Source organism: Streptomyces thermovulgaris (assembly GCF_002155915.1).
GTDB classification, from domain to species: domain Bacteria; phylum Actinomycetota; class Actinomycetes; order Streptomycetales; family Streptomycetaceae; genus Streptomyces; species Streptomyces thermovulgaris.
Map to the genome: position 1 here is coordinate 1 of NZ_MUME01000001.1, position 21,194 is coordinate 21,194.

General features: G+C 72.5%; 16 protein-coding genes. 13 read left to right on the forward strand and 3 right to left on the reverse strand.

All coding sequences use genetic code 11. The features are described from left to right. From CCN35_RS00005 to CCN35_RS00015, 3 genes are all read left to right on the forward strand, one after another. On the forward strand, nt 1-1,734 hold a 1,734-nt coding region (locus CCN35_RS00005), incomplete at its 5' end, for an IucA/IucC family protein (protein ID WP_107501019.1). Between the two features lie 53 nt (nt 1,735-1,787). Next, on the forward strand, nt 1,788-2,549 hold the full coding sequence (locus CCN35_RS00010) for a GNAT family N-acetyltransferase (protein ID WP_086791029.1): 762 nt from the start codon (nt 1,788-1,790) through the stop codon (nt 2,547-2,549). Nucleotides 2,550-2,647: 98 nt separating this feature from the next. Continuing rightward, on the forward strand, nt 2,648-4,624 hold the full coding sequence (locus CCN35_RS00015) for an ATP-dependent DNA helicase (protein WP_086791031.1): 1,977 nt from the start codon (nt 2,648-2,650) through the stop codon (nt 4,622-4,624). 172 nt (nt 4,625-4,796) lie between these two features. Here CCN35_RS00015 and lexA read toward each other — a convergent pair whose 3' ends face one another. Next, nucleotides 4,797-5,576 carry a transcriptional repressor LexA gene (lexA, locus tag CCN35_RS00020; protein ID WP_067393337.1) on the reverse strand — a complete coding sequence of 260 codons (780 nt, stop codon included), beginning with the start codon at nt 5,574-5,576 and terminating at the stop codon, nt 4,797-4,799. Nucleotides 5,577-6,183: 607 nt separating this feature from the next. Between lexA and nrdR the strand changes: the two genes are divergently transcribed. Both nrdR and CCN35_RS00030 read left to right on the forward strand, forming a co-directional pair. Further along, nucleotides 6,184-6,735: a transcriptional regulator NrdR gene (gene nrdR, locus CCN35_RS00025; RefSeq protein ID WP_086791033.1), complete on the forward strand. Its 552-nt coding sequence runs from the start codon at nt 6,184-6,186 to the stop codon at nt 6,733-6,735. A gap of 165 nt (nt 6,736-6,900) precedes the next feature. Continuing rightward, nucleotides 6,901-9,780 carry a vitamin B12-dependent ribonucleotide reductase gene (locus CCN35_RS00030; protein WP_067393331.1) on the forward strand — a complete coding sequence of 960 codons (2,880 nt, stop codon included), beginning with the start codon at nt 6,901-6,903 and terminating at the stop codon, nt 9,778-9,780. A gap of 126 nt (nt 9,781-9,906) precedes the next feature. On the opposite strand, the gene CCN35_RS00035 is transcribed toward CCN35_RS00030, so the two are convergent. Then, nucleotides 9,907-10,482 (reverse strand): TerD family protein, encoded by a 576-nt coding sequence (locus CCN35_RS00035; protein WP_268877196.1) that lies wholly within the window; start codon nt 10,480-10,482, stop codon nt 9,907-9,909. A 114-nt stretch (nt 10,483-10,596) separates the two neighbouring features. On the opposite strand from CCN35_RS00035, the gene CCN35_RS00040 reads away from it, so the two are divergent. From CCN35_RS00040 to CCN35_RS00055, 4 genes are all read left to right on the forward strand, one after another. Next, entirely contained in the window at nt 10,597-11,202 is a 606-nt protein-coding gene (locus tag CCN35_RS00040) for a YdbC family protein (RefSeq protein ID WP_067393323.1), read from the forward strand. A 63-nt stretch (nt 11,203-11,265) separates the two neighbouring features. After that, complete coding sequence (locus tag CCN35_RS00045; protein ID WP_067393318.1) at nt 11,266-11,934, forward strand: histidine phosphatase family protein; 669 nt, start codon at nt 11,266-11,268, stop codon at nt 11,932-11,934. A 98-nt stretch (nt 11,935-12,032) separates the two neighbouring features. Next, nucleotides 12,033-12,734 (forward strand): ribonuclease HII, encoded by a 702-nt coding sequence (locus tag CCN35_RS00050; protein WP_067393495.1) that lies wholly within the window; start codon nt 12,033-12,035, stop codon nt 12,732-12,734. A 67-nt stretch (nt 12,735-12,801) separates the two neighbouring features. Further along, nucleotides 12,802-13,416 carry a hypothetical protein gene (locus CCN35_RS00055; RefSeq protein WP_086791035.1) on the forward strand — a complete coding sequence of 205 codons (615 nt, stop codon included), beginning with the start codon at nt 12,802-12,804 and terminating at the stop codon, nt 13,414-13,416. 36 nt (nt 13,417-13,452) lie between these two features. Here the strand turns inward: CCN35_RS00055 and CCN35_RS00060 are convergent, their stop codons facing one another. Further along, the gene (locus CCN35_RS00060; protein WP_086791037.1) at nt 13,453-14,067 is read right to left on the reverse strand and encodes a hypothetical protein; all 615 of its coding nucleotides are present in this window, start codon (nt 14,065-14,067) and stop codon (nt 13,453-13,455) included. A 348-nt stretch (nt 14,068-14,415) separates the two neighbouring features. On the opposite strand from CCN35_RS00060, the gene CCN35_RS00065 reads away from it, so the two are divergent. The 4 genes from CCN35_RS00065 to CCN35_RS29050 all read left to right on the forward strand — a co-directional run. Further along, the gene (locus CCN35_RS00065) at nt 14,416-16,575 is read left to right on the forward strand and encodes a RecQ family ATP-dependent DNA helicase (protein WP_067393308.1); all 2,160 of its coding nucleotides are present in this window, start codon (nt 14,416-14,418) and stop codon (nt 16,573-16,575) included. 231 nt (nt 16,576-16,806) lie between these two features. Continuing rightward, nucleotides 16,807-18,360: a DUF4192 domain-containing protein gene (locus tag CCN35_RS00070; protein ID WP_067393305.1), complete on the forward strand. Its 1,554-nt coding sequence runs from the start codon at nt 16,807-16,809 to the stop codon at nt 18,358-18,360. Between the two features lie 244 nt (nt 18,361-18,604). Continuing rightward, complete coding sequence (locus CCN35_RS00075) at nt 18,605-19,363, forward strand: NUDIX hydrolase (RefSeq protein ID WP_067393302.1); 759 nt, start codon at nt 18,605-18,607, stop codon at nt 19,361-19,363. A 97-nt stretch (nt 19,364-19,460) separates the two neighbouring features. Continuing rightward, nucleotides 19,461-21,194 (forward strand): ABC transporter ATP-binding protein (locus CCN35_RS29050; RefSeq protein WP_245862935.1); only part of this gene is annotated, 1,734 nt, incomplete at its 3' end.

A 21,194-nucleotide genomic window follows, 5' to 3' on the forward strand; every position in this document is an offset into this window, starting at 1 on the left:
CCCCTGGAACACCCCGACCCCCACATCGCCGCCCAGGCCGCGGCCGTGGAGAACCTCCTGCGCTGCTGGGTGCGCGAGACCGGCACATCGGACCCCGGCGACGGCCCTCTCGTCATCCCGCTCCCGGCCAGCGGGACGGCCCTGATCGTTCCGGTCCGCCACTGGTCCCCGACGGGCTGGCACCGCTTCGGCCCCCCGCGCCTGGCCGGTGCCCCGCGGGACGCCGGGCCGGCCGACGCCGTCACGGTCGCCGCCCTGCTCGCCCGGGAGACACCCGCCGGCCCCGGCACCGTCGACCTCGTCGCCCGGGTCGCCGACTCCGTCCGCCGCACCGCCCTCTTCCTCGAGGACCGCCGGCGCCGCCCCGAGGACGGACCCGACCTCTTCCTCTCCGCGGAACAGGCCCTGCTGCTCGGACACCCGCTGCACCCGGCCCCGAAGAGCCGTGAGGGCCTGTCGGACGCCGAGGTCCGCCTCTGCTCACCCGAACTGCGGGGATCCTTCCCGCTGCACTGGATGGCGGTGGCCCCCCGCGTCCTCGCCACCGACTCCGCCTGGACCGAGCGCGGCCGGCCCGTCCCCGCCGAACGGCTCACGGCCCGGCTCGCCGGCGCGGGACTGCCCCTGCCCGACGGACACGCCGCCCTGCCGCTGCACCCGTGGCAGGCGCGGGAGGTGCGGCACCGCGCGGACACGGCGGCACTGCTGGACGCGGGACTCCTTCGCGACCTGGGCCCCCACGGCCCCGCCTGGCACCCCACCTCCTCCGTGCGCACCGTCCACCGCACCGGCGCCGTCGCCATGCTCAAGCTGTCGCTCGGCCTGTGCATCACCAACTCCCGCCGCGAGAACCTCCGCAAGGAACTGCACCGCGGTGTCGAGGTGCACCGTCTGCTGCGCGGCGGCCTCGCCCGGCAGTGGCGCGCGGCGCACCCCGGCTTCGACATCGTCCGCGACCCGGCCTGGCTGGCCGTCGACGACCAGGACGGCGCCCCCGTGCCCGGACTGGACGTGATGATCCGGCACAACCCGTTCGGCCCGTCCGACGACGTCTCCTGCGTCGCCTCGCTCGTGGCGCCCCGGCCGTACCCCCGCACCGGCGAGGCCGTGGCCATGCGCTCCCGGCTGGCCGAGATCGTCGCGCACCTCGCCGTCCGCACCGGACGCTCCCTGGAAGCCGTCTCCGCCGAGTGGTTCCTGCGCTATCTCGAGCAGGTGGTCCGCCCCGTGCTGTGGCTGGACGGGGAGGCGGGCATCGCCCTGGAGGCCCACCAGCAGAACACGCTCCTCCTGCTGGACGCCGACGGCTGGCCCGCGGGCGGCCGCTACCGCGACAACCAGGGCTACTACTTCCGTGCCTCCCGGCACGCGGAACTCGACGCCCGGCTGCCCGGCATCGGCGAACGCAGCGACACCTTCGTCCCCGACGACGTCGCCGACGAACGCTTCGCCTACTACCTCGCCGTCAACAACGTCTTCGGCCTCATCGGCGCCTTCGGCTCCGGGCGGCTCGCCGACGAACGGCTGCTGCTGGCCGCCTTCCGCCGCTTCCTCGGCAGCGCCGCCACCGGGCCCGCACGCACCCGGTCCACCCTGCCGGCCCGGCTGCTGGACTCCCCGGTCCTGCGCTGCAAGGCCAACCTGCTGACCCGGCTGCACGGCCTCGACGAACTCGTCGGTCCGGTCGACACCCAGTCCGTCTACGTCACCATCGCCAACCCCCTGCATCCGTGACCCGCACACCGACTCCCGTCCTTCGCGGACCCGTCTTCCGAGAGGAGTGGGCCATGCCTTCCACCGACGCCGGCGCCACCACGGGGCACCTCTCCACCACCGACGTCACCGCCGACGCCACTGCCGCCGGCTCCCGGCCGGCCGAGACAGGCACCGACGGGGAGGACACGCTCGACCTGAAACTGCCCGACGACTTCGGCACGTTCCTCACGGAGACCGCCGGCACCGACACCGGCACCGGGACCGACCTGCTCGACGGCATCGGCGGCTGGGGCCCCGTCACCACACCCGCCGGTTCCTTCGAACTGCTCCCGGTCCGGATCGAACGGGACCTGCCGGTGATCAGCCGCTGGATGAACGACCCCGCCGTCGCGAAGTTCTGGCGGCTCGCGGGGGAGCGGAGCGTCACCGAGGCCCATCTGCGCGCGCAACTCGAGGGCGACGGACGCAGTGTGCCCTGCCTCGGTCTGCTGGAGGGCAGGCCGATGAGCTACTGGGAGATCTACCGGGCCGACCTCGATCCGCTGGCCCGCCACTACCCGGCCCGGCCGCACGACACCGGCCTCCACCTTCTGATCGGCAGTGTCGCCGACCGCGGACGGGGGCTCGGCAGAACCCTGCTCAGAGCCGTGGCCGACCTGGTGCTCGACCGGCGCCCCGCCTGCTTCCGTGTCGTGGCGGAACCCGATCTGCGCAACGAGCCCTGCGTGGCCGCCTTTCTGAGCGCCGGTTTCCGGTTCGCCGCCGAGGTCGACCTGCCCGCCAAGCGGGCCGCCCTCATGATCCGGGACCGGTCGCTGCGCGACGTGCTGTGACCCATGAGGTGCCCCCATGGCGGACCGGGACATTCCGGGTCCCGGATTCCGGCCTTGATCGCCCGGCTGTCGGCGGCGGGCCGTAGGGTGGTCGGGCTATGACGAAGCCCTCCCTCCCCGAACTCCTGCATGCCGCCGTCACAGCCGTCGGCGGCACGGAGCGCCCCGGCCAGGTGGCCATGGCCCAAGCCGTCGCGGAAGCGATCGACGACGGCTCGCATCTGCTGGTCCAGGCCGGCACCGGCACCGGAAAGTCCCTCGGGTACCTCGTGCCCGCGCTCGCCCACGGGGAGAGAGTGGTGGTGGCCACCGCCACCCTCGCCCTGCAGCGCCAGCTCGTGGAGCGCGACCTGCCGCGCACGGTCGAGGCCCTGCACCCGCTGCTGCGCCGCCGCCCGGAGTACGCGATGCTCAAGGGCCGGTCGAACTACCTGTGCCTGCACCGCCTGTACGAGGGCATGCCGCAGGACGAGGAAGAGGGACTCTTCGACCAGTTCGAGGCGGCGGCACCCAGCAGCAAACTGGGCCAGGACCTGCTGCGGCTGCGCGACTGGGCCGACGAGACCGAGTCCGGCGACCGCGACGACCTCACCCCCGGAGTGTCCGACCGGGCCTGGGCGCAGGTGTCGGTCTCCTCCCGGGAGTGCCTGGGCGCCTCGAAGTGCCCCTACGGCGCCGAGTGCTTCGCCGAGATGGCCCGTGAACGCGCCAAGCTCTCCGATGTCGTCGTCACCAACCACGCCCTTCTCGCGATCGACGCCATCGAGGGCGCACCGGTCCTTCCGCAGCACGAGGTGCTCATCGTCGACGAGGCCCATGAACTGGTCTCCCGGGTGACGGGCGTGGCCACCGGCGAGCTCACGCCCGGTCAGGTCAACCGCGCGGTGCGCCGCGCCGCGAAGCTGGTCGACGAGAAGGTCGCCGACCAGTTGCAGACCGCCGCCGAGGGCTTCGAACGGCTGATGGAGCTCGCCCTGCCCGGCCGGCTGGAGGAGATTCCCGAGGACCTCGGCTATGTGCTGCTGGCGTTGCGGGACGCCTCCCGGAACGTCATCTCGGCGCTCGGTGCGACCCGTGACACCTCCGTCCCGGACGAGGACGCCGTCCGCAAGCAGGCGCTGGCCTCCGTGGAGAACGTGCACAGCGTGGCCGAGCGCATCAGCAACGGCTCCGAGTGGGACGTCGTCTGGTACGAGCGCCACGACCGCTTCGGCGCCTCCCTGCGCGTCGCGCCCCTGTCGGTGTCCGGGCTGCTGCGCGAGAAGCTCTTCGAGAACCGGTCCGTCGTCCTGACCTCCGCCACCCTCAAGCTCGGCGGCGACTTCAACGGGGTCGGAGCCTCCCTCGGCCTGGCCCCGGAGGGCACGGAGGGCGACGACGCACCGCGCTGGAGGGGCATCGACGTCGGCTCGCCGTACAACTACCGCAAGCAGGGCATCCTGTACGTCGCCAAGCACCTGGCGCGTCCCGCGCGGGACGGCGACCGGGCGGACATGCTGGACGAGCTGACGGAGCTCGTCCAGGCGGCGGGCGGCCGTACGCTCGGGCTGTTCTCCTCCATGCGGGCCGCCCAGCTCGCCGCGGAGGAACTGCGCGTCCGCATCCCCGAGTTCCCGATCCTGCTCCAGGGCGAGGACACGCTGGGCGAGCTGATCAAGAACTTCGCGGCGGACCCGCGGACCTGTCTGTTCGGCACGCTGTCCCTCTGGCAGGGCGTCGACGTTCCCGGGCCCAGCTGCCAGCTCGTGGTCATGGACAAGATTCCGTTCCCGCGTCCGGACGACCCGCTGATGAGCGCGCGCCAGAAGGCCGTCGAGGAAGCCGGCGGCAACGGCTTCATGGCGGTGGCCGCCACCCATGCGGCGCTGCTGATGGCACAGGGTGCCGGGCGGCTCGTACGGGCCGCGGGGGACCGGGGCGTGGTCGCCGTGCTGGATCCGCGGCTGGAGACGGCCCGGTACGGCAGTTATCTGAAGGCCTCGATGCCCGACTTCTGGTACACCACGGACCGCAATCAGGTCCGCAGGTCGCTGGCCGCCATCGACGCGGCGGCCAAGCAGACCGAGGGCGCATGACCGGCGACCGCGGGGCGGCCGGCACCGTGCCGGGCCGTCCCGCGGTCTGCGGCACGGTCCGGCACGGCACTTGCCGGATGAGGCCGTACAGCACAGGGCCCCGGAACCGGCGCAGGGGTCCCGGGGCCCGATCAGGGGGCGGGTGGGCATGGCCCGTCCGCCGCGATGGTGGTCATACGCGCCGCAGCACTGCGACCACCTTGCCGAGGATGGTCGCGTTGTCGCCCGGAATGGGCTCGTAGGCCGCGTTGTGCGGAAGGAGCCAGACGTGGCCGTCCTCGCGCTTGAAGCGCTTGACGGTGGCCTCGCCGTCGATCATCGCGGCCACGATGTCGCCGTTCTCGGCGACCTGCTGACGGCGGACGGTGACCCAGTCGCCGTCGCAGATCGCGGCCTCGACCATGGAGTCCCCGACGACCTTCAGGACGAACAGCTCACCGTCGCCGACGAGCTGCCGGGGGAGAGGGAAGACGTCCTCGACGGACTCCTCGGCGAGGATCGGCCCGCCGGCGGCGATCCGGCCGATCAGCGGGACGTAGGACGCGGCGGGCTTGCCCACCGTCTCCGTCGACTGCAGTGAGGCGGTCTGGTCCGCGCCGCGCACCTCGTAGGCGCGCGGGCGGTGCGGGTCGCGGCGCAGGAAGCCCTTGCGTTCGAGCGCCATCAGCTGGTGTGCGACCGAGGAGGTGCTGGAGAGGCCCACGGCCTGCCCGATCTCCCGCATCGACGGCGGGTAGCCGCGCCGCTGCACGGAGTCCCGGATGACCTCGATCACCCGGCGCTGGCGCTCGGTGAGGCCCGAGCTGTCCGCTCGGATGCCTGGAGGGCGGCCCGGCAGGGAGCGCTTGGGTCCCTCGGGGTTCGTGGCTTCGTTCCTCGCACGCATTGGCTCGTGTCGCCCCTGGGAGCGGTCCTGGGCGGTGATGGTGGCACTGTCTGCGGTGGTGGTCACGGCGGCCCCTCTCGATGGTCTCCCTCCGGCACAACGGTAGTTGCTTTCGAAAGGTTGCGCCAAACACACGTTCGAGTGAAAAAACGTGAAGTACCTGAATTGATCATGTGACTGGGTGTATGGCCCCGTGCCACCCGGAGGGCGGGAAGGGGGAGGCGGCTGCTGTACTCTTCACGGCCGGGACGGCGGCCTCGCGGGCCGTCGCTCCCGTCCGGCGTCCCGTCGGCCGTGCGCCGGTGCCCGCCCGCCCGGCGGTCCCGCGCCACTGCGTGCTCGTGCGTGTCCCGCGCGCCCTTGCGCGTCCCCGCGCGTCCCTCGTGCGGCGCCCACCGTATCCCCCGTACGTGCTTCGGCGTCACGGCTGCGCACCGGCGTGTTTCCGGAGGCGGGGCGGAAGGGCGGGGCACATGTGTTTCCCCGTCGCGTGTGTGAATCCTTGTGTTCGGGGAGCCGATCCCCACATCTAGTGGTTGGATGGATACAGCGGCCCACAGGTTGTGGTCCCCGGGTCTTGGGCCCGCCGATCATGGCCTATGCTGGGGGCTGCTTCGCGGGGCCTCTGAGGTCGGCGAGGCTGTTGAGTCTGCTGTGAGGAGGGTTGGAGTCCATGCACTGCCCCTTCTGCAGGCATCCCGACAGCCGTGTGGTTGACAGTCGTACGACGGACGACGGCACGTCCATCCGCAGGCGCCGTCAGTGCCCTGACTGCTCCCGTCGGTTCACGACCGTGGAGACGTGCTCGCTCATGGTGGTCAAGCGGTCCGGGGTCACCGAACCGTTCAGCCGCACCAAGGTCATCAACGGTGTGCGCAAGGCATGCCAGGGACGGCCTGTCACCGAGGACGCGCTCGCCCAGCTCGGCCAGCGGGTCGAGGAGGCGGTGCGCGCCAGCGGCAGTGCCGAGGTGGCCGCCCATGAGGTGGGGCTCGCCATACTCGGTCCCCTGCGGGAACTCGACCTCGTCGCCTATCTGCGGTTTGCGTCCGTCTACCAGGCGTTCGACTCTCTCGAGGACTTCGAGGCCGCCATCGCCGAACTCAGGGAAGGGGCGGGGCACTCCGCCGCGGAGGGCGGCGGCACGGGCGCGGGAAGCCAGAAGGGCGACTGCGGGCGCGAAGGGACGGCCGAGGTCCCGGCACCCGCGGACACCGCCGGCTGATCGGCGGACCGGGCCGGACGGTCGTGTCCGGGGCCCGGCTCGGCGGCGGTGATCAAGATCAGTCGCGGGCGGCAGCGAGGGTGCCCGCGGTCATTCGGACAGAACACTGTGCCCCTGGAACAAAAGGGGTACTTCGGGGCGTTTTCGCCTGTACAGGGAGGCGGCATGACAGAGACGGCGAGTGGCTCGGCACGAGGTTCCCGAGCCAAGGGCGCCAAGGCCGGCAAGGGGCTGCGTATCGAGCGCATCCACACCACCCCCGGCGTACACCCGTACGACGAGGTGGTCTGGGAGCGCCGTGACGTCGTCATGACCAACTGGCGCGACGGGTCGGTCAACTTCGAGCAGCGCGGTGTCGAGTTCCCCGACTTCTGGTCGGTGAACGCGGTCAACATCGTCACCAGCAAGTACTTCCGCGGCGCCGTCGGCACCCCGCAGCGCGAGACCAGCCTCAAGCAGCTGATCGACCGCATCGTGAAGACCTACCGGAAGGCCGGCGAGGAGCACAAGTACTTCGCCTCGCCCGCCGACGCCGAGATCTTCGAGCACGAGCTCACCTACGCCCTGCTGCACCAGATCTTCAGCTTCAACAGCCCTGTCTGGTTCAACGTGGGCACCAACCAGCCCCAGCAGGTCTCCGCCTGCTTCATCCTGTCCGTCGAGGACTCCATGGAGTCGATCCTCGACTGGTACAAGGAAGAGGGCATGATCTTCAAGGGCGGCTCCGGGGCCGGCCTGAACCTCTCCCGCATCCGCTCCTCCAAGGAGCTGCTCTCCTCCGGCGGCAACGCCTCCGGGCCCGTCTCCTTCATGCGCGGTGCCGACGCCTCCGCCGGCACCATCAAGTCCGGTGGCGCCACCCGCCGCGCGGCCAAGATGGTCATCCTCGACGTCGACCACCCGGACATCGAGGACTTCATCGAGACCAAGGTCAAGGAGGAGGAGAAGATCCGCGCCCTGCGCGACGCGGGCTTCGACATGGACCTCGGCGGCGAGGACATCACCTCCGTCCAGTACCAGAACGCCAACAACTCGGTCCGTGTGAACGACGAGTTCATGCGGGCGGTCGAGGAGGGCGGGAAGTTCGGCCTGCGCGCACGGCTGACCGGCGAGGTCATCGAGGAGGTCGACGCCAAGGCCCTGTTCCGCAAGATGGCCGAGGCCGCCTGGGCCTGCGCCGACCCGGGCATCCAGTACGACGACACCATCAACCACTGGCACACCTGCCCGGAGTCCGGCCGCATCAACGGCTCGAACCCCTGCAGCGAGTACATGCACCTGGACAACACGTCCTGCAACCTCGCCTCGCTGAACCTGATGAAGTTCCTGAACGATGACGGCAAGGGCAACCAGTCCTTCGACATCGACCGCTTCATCAAGGTCGTCGAGCTGGTCATCACCGCGATGGACATCTCCATCTGCTTCGCGGACTTCCCGACGCAGAAGATCGCCGAGAACACGCGTGCGTTCCGCCAGCTCGGCATCGGCTACGCCAACCTCGGCGCCCTGCTGATGGCGACGGGGCACGCCTACGACTCCGACGGCGGCCGAGCCCTCGCCGGTGCCATCACCTCCCTGATGACCGGCACCGCCTACAAGCGCTCCGCCGAACTCGCCGCCGTCGTCGGCCCGTACGACGGCTACGCCCTCAACGCCGAGCCCCACATGCGGGTGATGCGGCAGCACGCCGACGCCAACGCCGAGGCCGTCCGCATGGACGACCTGGACACCCCGGTGTGGGAGGCCGCCACCAAGGCCTGGGACGAGGTGCTGCGCCTCGGCGAGAAGAACGGCTTCCGCAACTCCCAGGCGTCGGTGCTCGCACCGACCGGCACCATCGGCCTGGCCATGGGCTGCGACACCACCGGTGTCGAGCCCGACCTGGCGCTGGTCAAGTTCAAGAAGCTGGTCGGCGGCGGTTCGATGCAGATCGTCAACGGCACCGTTCCGCAGGCCCTGCGCCGCCTGGGCTACCAGGAGGAGCAGATCGAGGCGATCGTCGCCCACATCGCCGAGCACGGCAATGTGATCGACGCCCCCGGGCTCAAGCAGGAGCACTACGAGGTGTTCGACTGCGCCATGGGCGAGCGCGCCATCTCCCCGATGGGCCACGTCCGCATGATGGCCGCGATCCAGCCGTGGATCTCCGGTGCCATCTCCAAGACGGTCAACATGCCGGAGTCGGCCACCGTCGAGGACGTCGAGGAGATCTACTTCCAGGCGTGGAAGATGGGCATCAAGGCGCTGGCCATCTACCGCGACAACTGCAAGGTCGGCCAGCCGCTCTCCGCCAAGAAGAAGGACTCCGCCAAGAAGGCCGAGGAGGCCTCCGGGACCAGGACCGAGAAGGTCGTCGAGTACCGCCCGGTCCGCAGGCGGCTGCCCAAGGGCCGGCCGGGGATCACCACCTCCTTCACCGTCGGCGGCGCCGAGGGCTACATGACCGCCAACACCTACCCGGACGACGGTCTGGGCGAGGTCTTCCTGAAGATGTCCAAGCAGGGCTCGACCCTCGCGGGCATGATGGACGCCTTCTCGATCGCCGTGTCGGTGGGTCTGCAGTACGGCGTGCCGCTGGAGACGTACGTCTCGAAGTTCACGAACATGCGCTTCGAGCCGGCCGGCATGACCGACGACCCGGACGTGCGGATGGCGCAGTCGATCGTCGACTACATCTTCCGCCGCCTGGCGCTGGACTTCCTGCCCTTCGAGACGCGCTCCGCGCTCGGCATCCACTCCGCCGAGGAGCGTCAGCGCCACCTGGAGACCGGCTCCTACGAGCCGATCGACGAGGACGTCGACGTCGAGGGCCTGGCCCAGTCGGCGCCGGTGCAGCCCGACCCGAAGGCGGTCGCCACGCCGAAGGCCGAGGGCGGAGCGGCCAAGCCCGCCCCGAAGCAGGCGCACACCAACGCGGAGCTGGTGGAGATGCAGCTGGGCATCCAGGCCGACGCCCCGCTGTGCTTCTCCTGCGGCACCAAGATGCAGCGGGCCGGCTCCTGCTACATCTGCGAGGGCTGCGGCTCGACCAGCGGCTGCAGCTGACCGGGCGGCGGGGACGTCCTGAGGCCCCAGAGGCACCGTGAGGCGAAGGGGCGCCGGTTTCGGACCGGCGCCCCCTTTCCCGTTCGGGCCACGGCTTTTCGTACCGGCCACGGCCCTCTGCGGCGGTCACGAGGGACGTGCGCGGCCCATCGTGCGAAGGAAGGTCTCCGCGTCGCCGTCGAAGCCGCGCAGACCGGGGCGGAACTCCCAGCTGCCCGAGTCGTCCCGCGCGAACTCCGCGACGACGGCGGCCGTCGCGCCGGACACACCGGCGAAATCGTCCTCGGCGAGAACGGTGTAGCCCTCGCGGATGCGCAGTCCCGGCCTGAGAACGTCGGCGAAGGCACGGCGTGCGGGACGCTGCTGGATGACGACGCCGACCACTACGCGCGCGTACCGGGCGTCGAGCCGCTCGAGTTCCAGCCTCATGACTTCGTCCCACCCGAAGCCCAGGCCGTCCCTGCTGTCCCGGTCGAGGTGGATGGTGCCGTCGGGGGAGCGGCTGTCGAAGTGCACCACGTACGCCGGGTCGCCGTACGGGTCGTCCGCCGGGTAGACCCCGGCGACGAGATCCAGGTCGGTGGGGGGCTGCCCCGCCGGACTCGGATCCCACTTGAGCGCGACCTCCGCCTTGCGGATCCCCTTGCTGAGTCCGCTCATGGAACTCCCCCTTCCCCGGACTCGTGCACCTTCCTGCCTCAACTCTCCTTACCCAAAAGCCTGTTGTCCAACGTGCCACGCTCGCGGGGACGCTTGCGCGGGCGCTGCCCCCATGAGCGTGGCCGACGCCGCGCTTCTGGGCCTTACCATGGCGCGGTGCTGGTCAAGTGGATTCGCTGCACTGTGGTGGACCGCCGGGGCTTCGAGCGGGGACAGCGGAAGTGGGCGGGGCTTCTGGGAGAACCCGGGTTCCGGGGGCAGGGCGGCGGGTGGAGCCGAGGGCGGCCGGAAGTGGCGCACATCTTCTCCTTCTGGGAGAGCCGTGCCTTCTACGACTCCTTCATGGCCCGTTCCCACGACCGGCTGGCCGCGGCTCAGGCAGGGACGTTCAAGGACGCCCAGGTCCGGCTGTTCGACCACCGGTTCGACATCAAGACGGGATTCGAGCCGCGCTTCACGGACGCCGACGTGCTGCGTGTGGCCCTCTGCCGGGTGCACGAGGAACGCGCCGAGCACTTCGTCCTGATGCAGGAGAAGGTGTGGAACCCGGCGATGGCCGGCTCGCCCGGCATGGTCCGCGGACTGTTCGGCGAGGCCCCGGGCAACGAGTTCCTGGTGCTGTCGATGTGGCAGTCCTCCGCCGAGCACGGCAAGTACCGTCCCGAGCGCGTGGAACGCCTGGCACTGCGCGCCCAGACGGAGGCCGACGTCGCGGCGCTCACGGGCGACATCGTGGAGCTCGAGAGCGCGTGGACGGTGTGACCCGCGCGGCACGGGACCACCTCGGCTCCTCGGCCGTGCCGTGCGCGATCTACTGTCTTGGGCATGGCACGACCACGGCGCATCGTCCTCGTCCGGCACGGGGAGTCGACGGGCAATGTCGACGACTCCGTGTACGAACGCGTGCCCGACCACGCGCTCGCGCTGACCGAGCGGGGCCGGCGGCAGGCCGAGGAGACGGGCAGGAGACTGCGGAAGCTGTTCGGGCGGGAACGCGTGAGCGTGTACGTCTCCCCCTACCGCCGCACCCTGGAGACCCTCCAGGCCTTCCGGCTGGACCCGGACCTGATACGGGTGCGCGAGGAGCCGCGGCTGCGCGAGCAGGACTGGGGCAACTGGCAGGACCGCGACGACGTGCTCCTCCAGAAGGCCTACCGGGACGCCTACGGGCACTTCTTCTACCGCTTCGCCCAGGGCGAGTCCGGGGCCGACGTCTACGACCGGGTCGGCAACTTCCTGGAGAGCCTGTTCCGCAGCTTCGAGGAACCCGACCATCCGCCCAATGTGCTGCTGGTGACCCACGGTCTGGCGATGCGGCTGTTCTGCATGCGCTGGTTCCACTGGACCGTCGCGGAGTTCGAGTCGCTGGCGAATCCGGGGAACGCCGAGATGCGGATGCTCCTCCTCGGCGACGACGGCAAGTACACGCTGGACCGCCCGTTCGACCGCTGGCGGGAGCCGGAACCGTACGAGATCACCGGGCGGAACGACTGAACGGTCCCCTCCGGGGTACCGGCACCGATGTGGTGGGCAGGGCACTTGCACGACCAGGGTGTCGTGGCCGGATCGGGGCAGCGTACGCTATGGGCGCCATGCCGTACGAACCACCCACCCACACCGTCGAGCGCTCCCTGAGAGCCACGACCGGAGCGAAGATCGTTGCCGGTGTCGACGAGGTGGGGCGCGGCGCATGGGCCGGTCCCGTCACCGTCTGTGCGGCGATCACCGGACTGCGCCGACCCCCTGCGGGGCTCACCGACTCCAAGCTGCTCACCGCCCGGCAACGCGCCGAACTCGCCGCGGAGCTGCGTCAGTGGGTGACCGCGTACGCCCTCGGGCACGCCTCCCCGCAGGAGATCGACGACCTGGGGATGACGGCCTCGCTGAGGCTTGCGGCGGTGCGCGCGCTGGAGGGACTGCCGGTCCGTCCGGACGCCGTCATCCTCGACGGCAAGCACGACTACCTCGGCGCCCCCTGGAGGGTCCGTACGGTGGTCAAGGGCGACCGGTCGTGCGTGGCCGTCGCGGCGGCTTCGGTGATCGCCAAGGTCCATCGCGACAATGTGATGGCCGAACTGGCCGTCGACCATGCAGACTTTGGTTTCGAGGCCAACGCCGGATACCCCTCGCCCGTGCACAAGGCCGCGCTGGAGAAGCGGGGACCCACCCCGCACCACCGGTTGTCGTGGGCGTACCTTGATGCGCTGCCCCAGTGGCGGCATCTCAAGAAGGTGCGCGTCGCAGGGGGCGGAGCCACACGGGAGGTCGAGGGCCAGCTCGGCTTCGACTTCTGACCGTTCCGCCCGCCCGACGGGGCACCCGCCCACGCGAGCCGCACCAACGTTTGATAAAAATCAGCCCATGCCTCTCATTCCCGAGGAGCCTCAGATTCACGAGAGTGCCCAGGGTCCCCGCGCTACTCCGGCCACCGGCCGTACCGCGCCGACCCCTCGTCCCGTCCCCGGTCCCCGTCCCGTGGCTCCGTCGCGCCCCGGCCGTCCCGGCCCCGCGCGGCCCGCGCCGCCGGCGCAACGCACCTCGCGGGAGGGAACCACGGCCAAGCCCGGGCCCGCTGCTCCTGCGGCGACCCCGCAGATCCAGCTGATCCCGGCCTCCGTCCAGGGGGCGCTCGACGCCGCCGAGGAAGCGGTCGACCTGCTCCTGGAGTCGGGTCGTGCCCCCGGCGACGTGCTGGTGATCACCACCGGTGAGCCGCACCCATGGGCCGCGCACGAGCTGTCCTTCGGCGAGGCGTCCTACTGGGCGCAGCACGATGCGCGCGACGACGTCTTCTACGCGGACGCCGCCGTGCTCTCGCGTGTCGCGTCCCGTCCCGTGGTCGTGGTCGCCCTCAACGGCGGCACCGACGGCGTCGTCGCCACGGCGCTGTCCCAGGCCCACTCCCGGGCCGGTGCGCTGCTGATCGTCTGCGGCGACCCGAAGCAGATCAACTCGGTGCTGAACACGGGCGCTTGAGCCCGCGCCGGCATGCCGGGGAAGCTGCCGGCCGCGTCAGCGGGCCACCGCCCGGCGCAGCACCTCGGAGGACCCCCCTCCGGTGCGCGGCGGCGGGGGCGGTGACCCGGCCGTGCCGAAGGGCTCGGGCGCCGAGTCCAGGTTCGGCCGACGGCCTCCGCGGCCCTCACCGAGGACCTGCCAGCCGTCCCGGGTCAGCGTGATGTACGCCCCGCAGCGCAGGCCGTGCAGGGTGCAGGCGTCGCGCAGACCCCACATCCACGCACCGTCCTCCTCGGTCCAGCGCGTGTCCCCGTCACGGCAGTAGAGCAGTACGGCGGTGCGCACCGGAGTGCGGCGCCGCAGATCGTGCGGGACGACCCGGCGCAGCTGGGCGAGCAGGGCGTTGCGGAGCATCCAGCCGTCGGCGGGCGCCGATCCGCGGGTGAACGACGCGCTCGCCCGCAGCCGGTCGTCCGGGTCGAGGACCGCGATCACCGCGGTGGACGGCGTGGGCCGGTGCCGGGCGTGCAGTCCGCTGACGACCTCGCGGGGGTTGCGCAGCAGTGGGATGCCCGCGGCGGCCCACTGCGCGGGCTCGAGCACGCGAGGGGCGGAGGCGACGGACGTCGACAACGATGCCGCCGAGGACGGAGCGAATCCGAAGGACACATTCCTCCCTTCGGCAACGCGCCCACACTGCGGCATGGTCGGGTTCGGGGACGCACACACCGCAGGAGAGCCCTGCCGGATCATGGTCGGGCCGCGCGGGGAGCGGGCTTCAATTCTTCCTGTCGAACGTGGATGCGGCAACGAGCGCGGGGAGGCACCGGCCCTCATCGGGGGGCCCGCGGCTTGTATCACTCCTCACTGCCATCCCTACCCACCGCACCGCCGCACGACTCCTGGCCCCCGCCCGGCCCGGCGCGGACGAGGGGGCCTTGAGCGGCCGGCTGTCCGTTGGGCGGCCGGCTGTCCGTTGAGTGGCCTGCTGCCCGTGCCATCGGGTTGCATGGGGGCATGGACGATCCGGAACTGCGTGCCGAGGCCGACGCCGTTCTCGCCGAACTCGTCGGTGAGCCGGGAGGCACGGCACGGCTGCGCGAGGACCAGTGGCGGGCGGTGGCGGCCCTGGTGAAGGAGCGCCGACGGGCCCTGGTGGTGCAGCGCACCGGCTGGGGCAAGTCGGCGGTGTACTTCGTCGCCACCGCCCTGCTGCGCCGGCGCGGCTTCGGCCCCACGGTGATCGTCTCGCCGCTGCTGGCGCTGATGCGCAACCAGGTCGAGTCGGCGGCACGGGCCGGCATCCGGGCGCGCACCATCAACTCCGCCAACCCCGAGGAGTGGGACGCCGTCCACGAGGAGATCTCCCGCGGTGGGGTCGACGTCCTCCTGGTGAGTCCGGAGCGTCTCAACGCGGTGGACTTCCGCGAGCGGGTGCTGCCCGAGCTCACGGCCACGACCGGTCTGCTGGTGGTCGACGAGGCGCACTGCATCTCCGACTGGGGCCACGACTTCCGGCCCGACTACCGCCGGCTGCGGGCGATGCTGGCCGGGCTCGCCCCGGGCGTCCCGGTGCTGGCCACCACGGCGACCGCCAACGCGCGGGTCACCGCGGACGTGGCCGAGCAGTTGGGCACCGGCGCCGGCGAGACCCTGGTGCTGCGCGGCCCGCTGGAACGGGAGAGCCTGCGGCTGGGCGTGCTCCGGCTGCCCGACGCCGCGCACCGCCTGGCCTGGCTCGCCGAACACCTGGACGAGCTGCCGGGCTCCGGCATCGTCTACACCCTCACCGTCGCCGCCGCCGAGGAGACCACCGCCTTCCTGCGGCAGCGCGGCTTCACGGTGGCCTCCTACACGGGACGCACGGAGAACGCCGACCGGCTGCAGGCCGAGGCCGACCTGCTGGAGAACCGGGTCAAGGCGCTGGTCGCCACCTCGGCGCTCGGCATGGGCTTCGACAAGCCGGACCTGGGCTTCGTGGTCCACCTCGGCTCGCCGCCCTCGCCGATCGCCTACTACCAGCAGGTGGGGCGCGCGGGCCGCGGGGTGGACCGCGCCGACGTCCTGCTGCTGCCGGGCAAGGAGGACGAAGCCGTCTGGCGCTACTTCGCCGACACCGCCTTCCCGCCCGAGGAACAGGTCCGCCAGACCCTCTCGGCCCTCGCGGACGCCGGACGGCCCCTGTCCGTGCCGGCCCTGGAGGCCCTGGTCGACCTCAGGCGCAGCCGGCTGGAGACGATGCTGAAGGTGCTGGACGTCGACGGCGCGGTGAAACGGGTCAAGGGCGGCTGGATCTCCACCGGCCAGGAGTGGGTCTACGACGCCGAGCGGTACGCCCGGGTCGCCCGGCAGCGGGAGGCCGAACAGCAGGCCATGCGCGCGTACGCGAGCACGGCGCAGTGCCGGATGGAGTTCCTGCGCCGGCAGCTGGACGACGAGGAAGCGGCCCCGTGCGGCCGGTGCGACAACTGCGCGGGGCCCTGGGCCGACGCCTCCGTTCCGGCGGAGACGCTGGCGGGGGCGGTGAAGGAACTGGACCGCCCGGGAGTGGAGATCGAGCCGCGCCGGATGTGGCCGACGGGGATGCCCGCCCTGGGCGTCGACCTCAAGGGACGCATCCCGGCCGGGGAGCAGTGCTCCACCGGGCGTGCCCTGGGGCGGCTCTCGGACATCGGCTGGGGCAACCGGCTGCGCCCGCTGCTGGCCGAGAACGCACCCGACGGGCCGGTTCCCGACGACGTGCTGCGGGCCGCGGTGGAGGTCCTCGCCGACTGGGCGCGCTCCCCGGACGGCTGGGCGCCGCACGGCCCGGATGCCGCGGCCCGGCCCGTGGGCGTCGTCGCCGTGCCGTCCCTGTCCCGCCCGCGACTGGTCGGTTCCCTCGCCCGGGGCATCGCGACCGCCGGACGCCTGCCCTTCCTGGGGACCTTGACGTACACCGGGGCGGGCGGCGAGCACGTGGCGCGCCGCAGCAACTCAGCCCAGCGCCTCCGGGCGCTGTCCGGCGCCCTCGCCGTCTCCGGGGACCTGGCCGGTGCGCTGGCCCGCACTCCCGGTCCCGTTCTGCTCGTGGACGACTACACGGACTCCGGCTGGACCCTCGCGGTCGCCGCCCGCCTGCTGCGCCGGGCGGGCAGCGAACGGGTCCTTCCCCTGGTCCTGGCCGCGACGGGCTGAGGTCCGCGCATGGGACGGGCTGAGGTCCGCGCCGGGGGGGCGGGGTCTCCGCACGGGGGGACGGGCCGAGGGCTTTGCAGGAGGACCGGGAGCTCCGGTCGCCCGATCGAAGCCCGATCGAAACCTGATCGAAGGAGGGTGCGAACGGATTTTCGGCAGGGTTGATGTGTCCCTGCCCGGAGTTGTCCACAGGGTCAAGCGGACTTTTGCATTCCGCGAGATCGTCGACACATGACGCATCACAGCGAAACGGCCGGCCCCTTCGGGGGCGACATCGCCCCTGCCGGACCCGGCCCCGAACACCAGGTCACCCTGCGCACTCCGGCCGAGCTGGCCGACGCCCTGCCGTATCTGCTCGGGTACCGGCCCGAGGACAGCATCGTCCTGGTCGCACTGCACGATCACGGCGGGCGCGGCAGGTTCGGCGGAAGAGCCAGGCTCGGCATTCCTCCCAGCAGCGACGACTGGCCGGCCGCGGCCCGTCGGCTGGCCCACGATCTGATCACGGGAAGCGAGCGCAGGGGCGCCAAGCCCGAACAGATGGTGGCCTTCGTCTGCCAGGAGCCGGCGGCGGGGGAGACACCGGGACAGGTCAAGCGGCGGCTGGAGCCGCTGGCCCAGAGACTGCGCACGGAATGCGGCCGCCTCGACGTGCCCGTGATCGAAGCGCTCTGCATCTCCGGCGGCCGTTTCTGGTCGTACTGCTGCCCGACCGAGAGCTGCTGCCCCGAGGAGGGGCAGCCCATGGGGCTTCCCGGCACCTCCGTACTGGCCGCCGCGGCCGCCTACGCCGGCATCCGGGTGCGGGGCAGTCTGAAGGAGCTGAGGGCCAGACTGCTTCCCTGGGAGACCCCCGCGGCGCTGGAGCAGGAGATCGCCCTGGACGCCGCCGGACTGTCCCTGATGCCCAGGATCCTCGACGAGGCGGGCCGTGCGGTGGTGGCCGAGGAGACCCTGGAGCTCGCCGAGCGCGTGATGCGCCGGTTCGCCGAGGCGCCCTTCGATCCCGACCCCGTCCGCGCCGACCTCCGTGACGACCGGCTGCTCGGGCACGAGGAGGCCGCGGCGCTGATCCTCGGCCTGCAGGACCGTACGACACGCGACCGCGCGGCGGAGTGGATGGAAGGAGACGAGACGGGGCCGGCGCTGCGGCTGTGGCGGGCCCTCGCCCGCCGCTGCGTCGGCCCGTACGGCGAGTACGCGGCGGCGCCGCTGGCGCTCGCGGGCTGGGTGGCCTGGTCGGCGGGGGACGAGCTGGAGGCCCGGGAAGCCCTGGCCATGGCACTGGGCGCGGACCCCGACTACCTCTTCGCCCGCCTTCTGCACCATGCCTGCAACGAGGGACTGGACCCCGAAACCGTCCGGCGCTGTCTGCGCGCGGAGCGCCGGGAACGCACGGGCGCGAGGGGCGGGGCCGGAAGCGGCGGCGGCCGCGGGACGGCGGAAGCCGCCGAACCCGAGGAGGAGCCGGCCGGTGCGGACGTCCCCGTGTCCTGCAGGACGGCCGGAGCAGCCGGAGCCGAGGAGACCCGTGCGCGGACGGATCCGGGCCCCGTGCCCCGCCGCCGGCGCCGGACGCGGCCGGACGGACCGGCCCCGGACAGGACGCGTCCGGCGGCCTCGCGGGGCGGCGGCACACGCCCGGACCCTGCCGGGGCGCCGGGCCGCGCCCGTGCACGCACCCCGGCACGGAGCGGTCCGTGCGCACAGGACGGCCCGCGCCGCCGGGACACCGGCCGGCCGAACACCGGTGCGAGCAGCGACGGCCCCGGAGGACACGGGTGAACGGACTCCCGCCCGGGCGGTGACTCCTGTCCGGCCGGTGACGCCCGCGGGAACACGCCCTTGCCCGCTTCCCGGCGCCGCCGGAGTCCACCGGAGAGTCCCCGCGAAGCGGCTGAACCGGTGCGGCCGGCCGCCTGTGCGAGCGGAAACGAGGCAGGCGGCGAGGGCGGCGACGCGGGAGGTCATGAGGGAGGCCGGTGAAGAAGGGAGTGTTTATCGTCAGGAAGACGACTATGATCGCGGCATGCCCTACGACCCGTCAGCCTTTCCACCTTTCGCCGTCACCGTGGACCTGGTCGTGCTGACCGTGCGCCGTCACTCCCTGTGCGCGCTGACGGTACGCAGGGCAGAGCCCCCGTTCCAGGGACGGTGGGCACTGCCCGGAGGTTTTGTGCGGGCCGACGAGGACCTGGCGCAGGCGGCGGCGCGGGAACTGGCCGAGGAGACCGGACTGCGCGTCCACGACCCGCTGGCCCCGGCCCAGGACAACGGTGCGCACCTGGAGCAGCTCGCGACCTACGGCGACCCCAAGCGTGACCCCCGCATGAGGGTCGTCAGCGTCGCCCACCTGGTCCTCGCCCCCGATCTGCCCGCGCCCCGGGCGGGCGGCGACGCCGGCAACGCCCGTTGGGTGCCCGTGGACGAACTGCTGCAGCAGGGCGGCTACGGCCGTGACGGAGAGCCGGTGGCACCGCTCGCCTTCGACCACGCCCAGATCCTCGCGGACGGAGTCGAGCGAGCCCGTTCGAAGATCGAATACTCGTCGCTGGCCACCGCGTTCTGCCCGCCGGAGTTCACGGTCGGAGAACTGCGCCGTGTCTACGAGGCGGTGTGGGGAGTGGCCCTCGATCCGCGCAACTTCCACCGCAAGGTGACCGGTACGCCGGGCTTCCTGGTGCCGACCGGGGGCACGACCACTCGCCAGGGCGGCCGGCCCGCCCAGTTGTTCCGGGCCGGCGGGGCCACCCTGCTCAACCCGCCGATGCTGCGCCCGGAAGTCTGACCCCGGCCCGGCGGATCTCCGTGTGCGCCGGGCCGAAGAAGCCACAAGAGCGGATCAATGCCTAATAAAACGGACATAGCGCGCTATCTTGCTGCGGGTGATCCAGGCCTTCGGATTGACCAGCGATTCCCGTAAGGACCTTCCGCCCGCTGTCGACGACGTCTCCTTCGAAGCGCACCCCGGCCGCGTCACCGCGCTTCTCGGGGCGGCGGGCGCGGGCAAGACGACGACGCTCAGGCTCATGCTCGAGCTCCAACCGGGCCGTGGCATCACCTATTTCAAGGGCCGTCCGCTGCACCGCATCCCCCATCCCGCACGCGAGGTCGGCGTCCTCCTCGGGGACGTCCCGGGGCACCCCTCGCGCACGGTCCGCGGTCATCTGCGGATGCTGTGCGCCGCCGTGGGGCTTCCCGCCCGGCGCGCCGACGAAGTCCTCGAGGCCGTCGGGCTCGTCAGCCTCCGGGAGGAGCGCCTGGGCACGCTGTCACGGGGGGTGGACCGCCGGCTGGGGCTGGCCTGCGCCCTGCTGGCCGATCCGCACACACTGGTGCTCGACGCCCCGGCCGACGGACTGTCCGCGCGGGAAGGCCGTTGGCTGCACGGCATGCTGCGGGCCCACGCCACCCGGGGCGGTACGGTCCTGTTCACCACGGCCGACCCCAAGGAGGCGGCACGCACCGCCGACCGCGTCGTCACCCTCGACAAGGGCAGGATCGTCGCCGACCAGGAGGCCGCGGACTTCGCCCGCAACCGTCTGCGTCCCCGGGTCGCCGTCCGCAGTCCGCACGCCGCCCGGCTCGGAGCCCTGCTGACCAAGGAGGCCCGCACCGCCCGCCGCTCCGTGGAGGTCGTGTGCGAGGACGGCAACCGGCTGTCGGTCTACGGCAGTACGTGCGCCGACATCGGGGAGACCGCGTTCCGCCACGGCATCCTCATTCACCAACTCGCGGACGAGGTCGGTGACATGGGTCCTGGTGCCGGGGCGGTGCCCTCGGACGCGAACCCGGCGGCCGACGAGCCGCGGGCCCGGGCGGTGCCGGTGACCGCCGGCCGGCGGCAGGCCGCCACGGCCGTACCGGCCGCCGGCCCCGCGGCGCACACGACGGCCGCCGCGCGCACGGAGGACAGCGGAGCGGCGATCGGGGACACCAGGGCGGCGACCGCGGGAGCCCCGAAGGAAGCGCCCGTCCCCGCAGGTCCCGCCCGGGCGTCCGGCTCCGCGCCGGGGAACGGCACGCCGCACGCCTCGCACCCGAGGGCGAGCGCCGCCGCGGCTCCCGCCGGGAACGGAGCCCGTGCGGCGGGCGGCGGGGCATCCGCCCCACGGCCGGCCGGCCCGCACCCGGCCGCCGCCCCGGACGGCGTGCGCGTCCCCGCCGGTCCCGGCCGCCCGGACACGGCGGCCCGCTCCGACGCCCTGGATCTCGTCACCACCTCCAGGTCCCCGGCCGTCCCGAACGGCACCGGGGCCCCGCCCGCCGGCTCCGTCCCCTCCCGTGCCGAGGGCGCCTCCTCCCGTGCCGAGGGCGCCCCCGTGCGTGCGCACACCCCGGACAGGGCCGCCACGGCGACCGCACGGACCCCCCACTCCCCGTCCTCCCACCGCGCGGCGGCGCGCCCCGGTGCCGGACACCCGGCCCCCGGACACCCGGGAACCGGACGCCCCGGCCCCGGACATCCGGGAACCGGGCGTTCCGGCCCCGGGCATTCGGGAACCGGGCATTCCGACACCAGGCACTCCGCGGACGCCCAGCGCCCGATCCCGACCCCTCGCCCCGCGGAGGCCGTCGTGCTCGACGCCTCATCCCCCCTGCCGCCCCCCGTCTCCGTC

Coding starts and splice junctions, on each gene's coding strand:
- CCN35_RS00030 (WP_067393331.1), top strand. CDS start 6,901: ATGACAGAGACGGCGAGTGGCTCGGCACGAGGTTCCCGAGCCAAGGGC.
- CCN35_RS00055 (WP_086791035.1), top strand. CDS start 12,802: ATGCCTCTCATTCCCGAGGAGCCTCAGATTCACGAGAGTGCCCAGGGT.
- CCN35_RS00065 (WP_067393308.1), top strand. CDS start 14,416: ATGGACGATCCGGAACTGCGTGCCGAGGCCGACGCCGTTCTCGCCGAA.
- CCN35_RS00045 (WP_067393318.1), top strand. CDS start 11,266: ATGGCACGACCACGGCGCATCGTCCTCGTCCGGCACGGGGAGTCGACG.
- CCN35_RS00015 (WP_086791031.1), top strand. CDS start 2,648: ATGACGAAGCCCTCCCTCCCCGAACTCCTGCATGCCGCCGTCACAGCC.
- CCN35_RS00070 (WP_067393305.1), top strand. CDS start 16,807: ATGACGCATCACAGCGAAACGGCCGGCCCCTTCGGGGGCGACATCGCC.
- CCN35_RS00010 (WP_086791029.1), top strand. CDS start 1,788: ATGCCTTCCACCGACGCCGGCGCCACCACGGGGCACCTCTCCACCACC.
- CCN35_RS00075 (WP_067393302.1), top strand. CDS start 18,605: ATGCCCTACGACCCGTCAGCCTTTCCACCTTTCGCCGTCACCGTGGAC.
- nrdR (WP_086791033.1), top strand. CDS start 6,184: ATGCACTGCCCCTTCTGCAGGCATCCCGACAGCCGTGTGGTTGACAGT.
- CCN35_RS00050 (WP_067393495.1), top strand. CDS start 12,033: ATGCCGTACGAACCACCCACCCACACCGTCGAGCGCTCCCTGAGAGCC.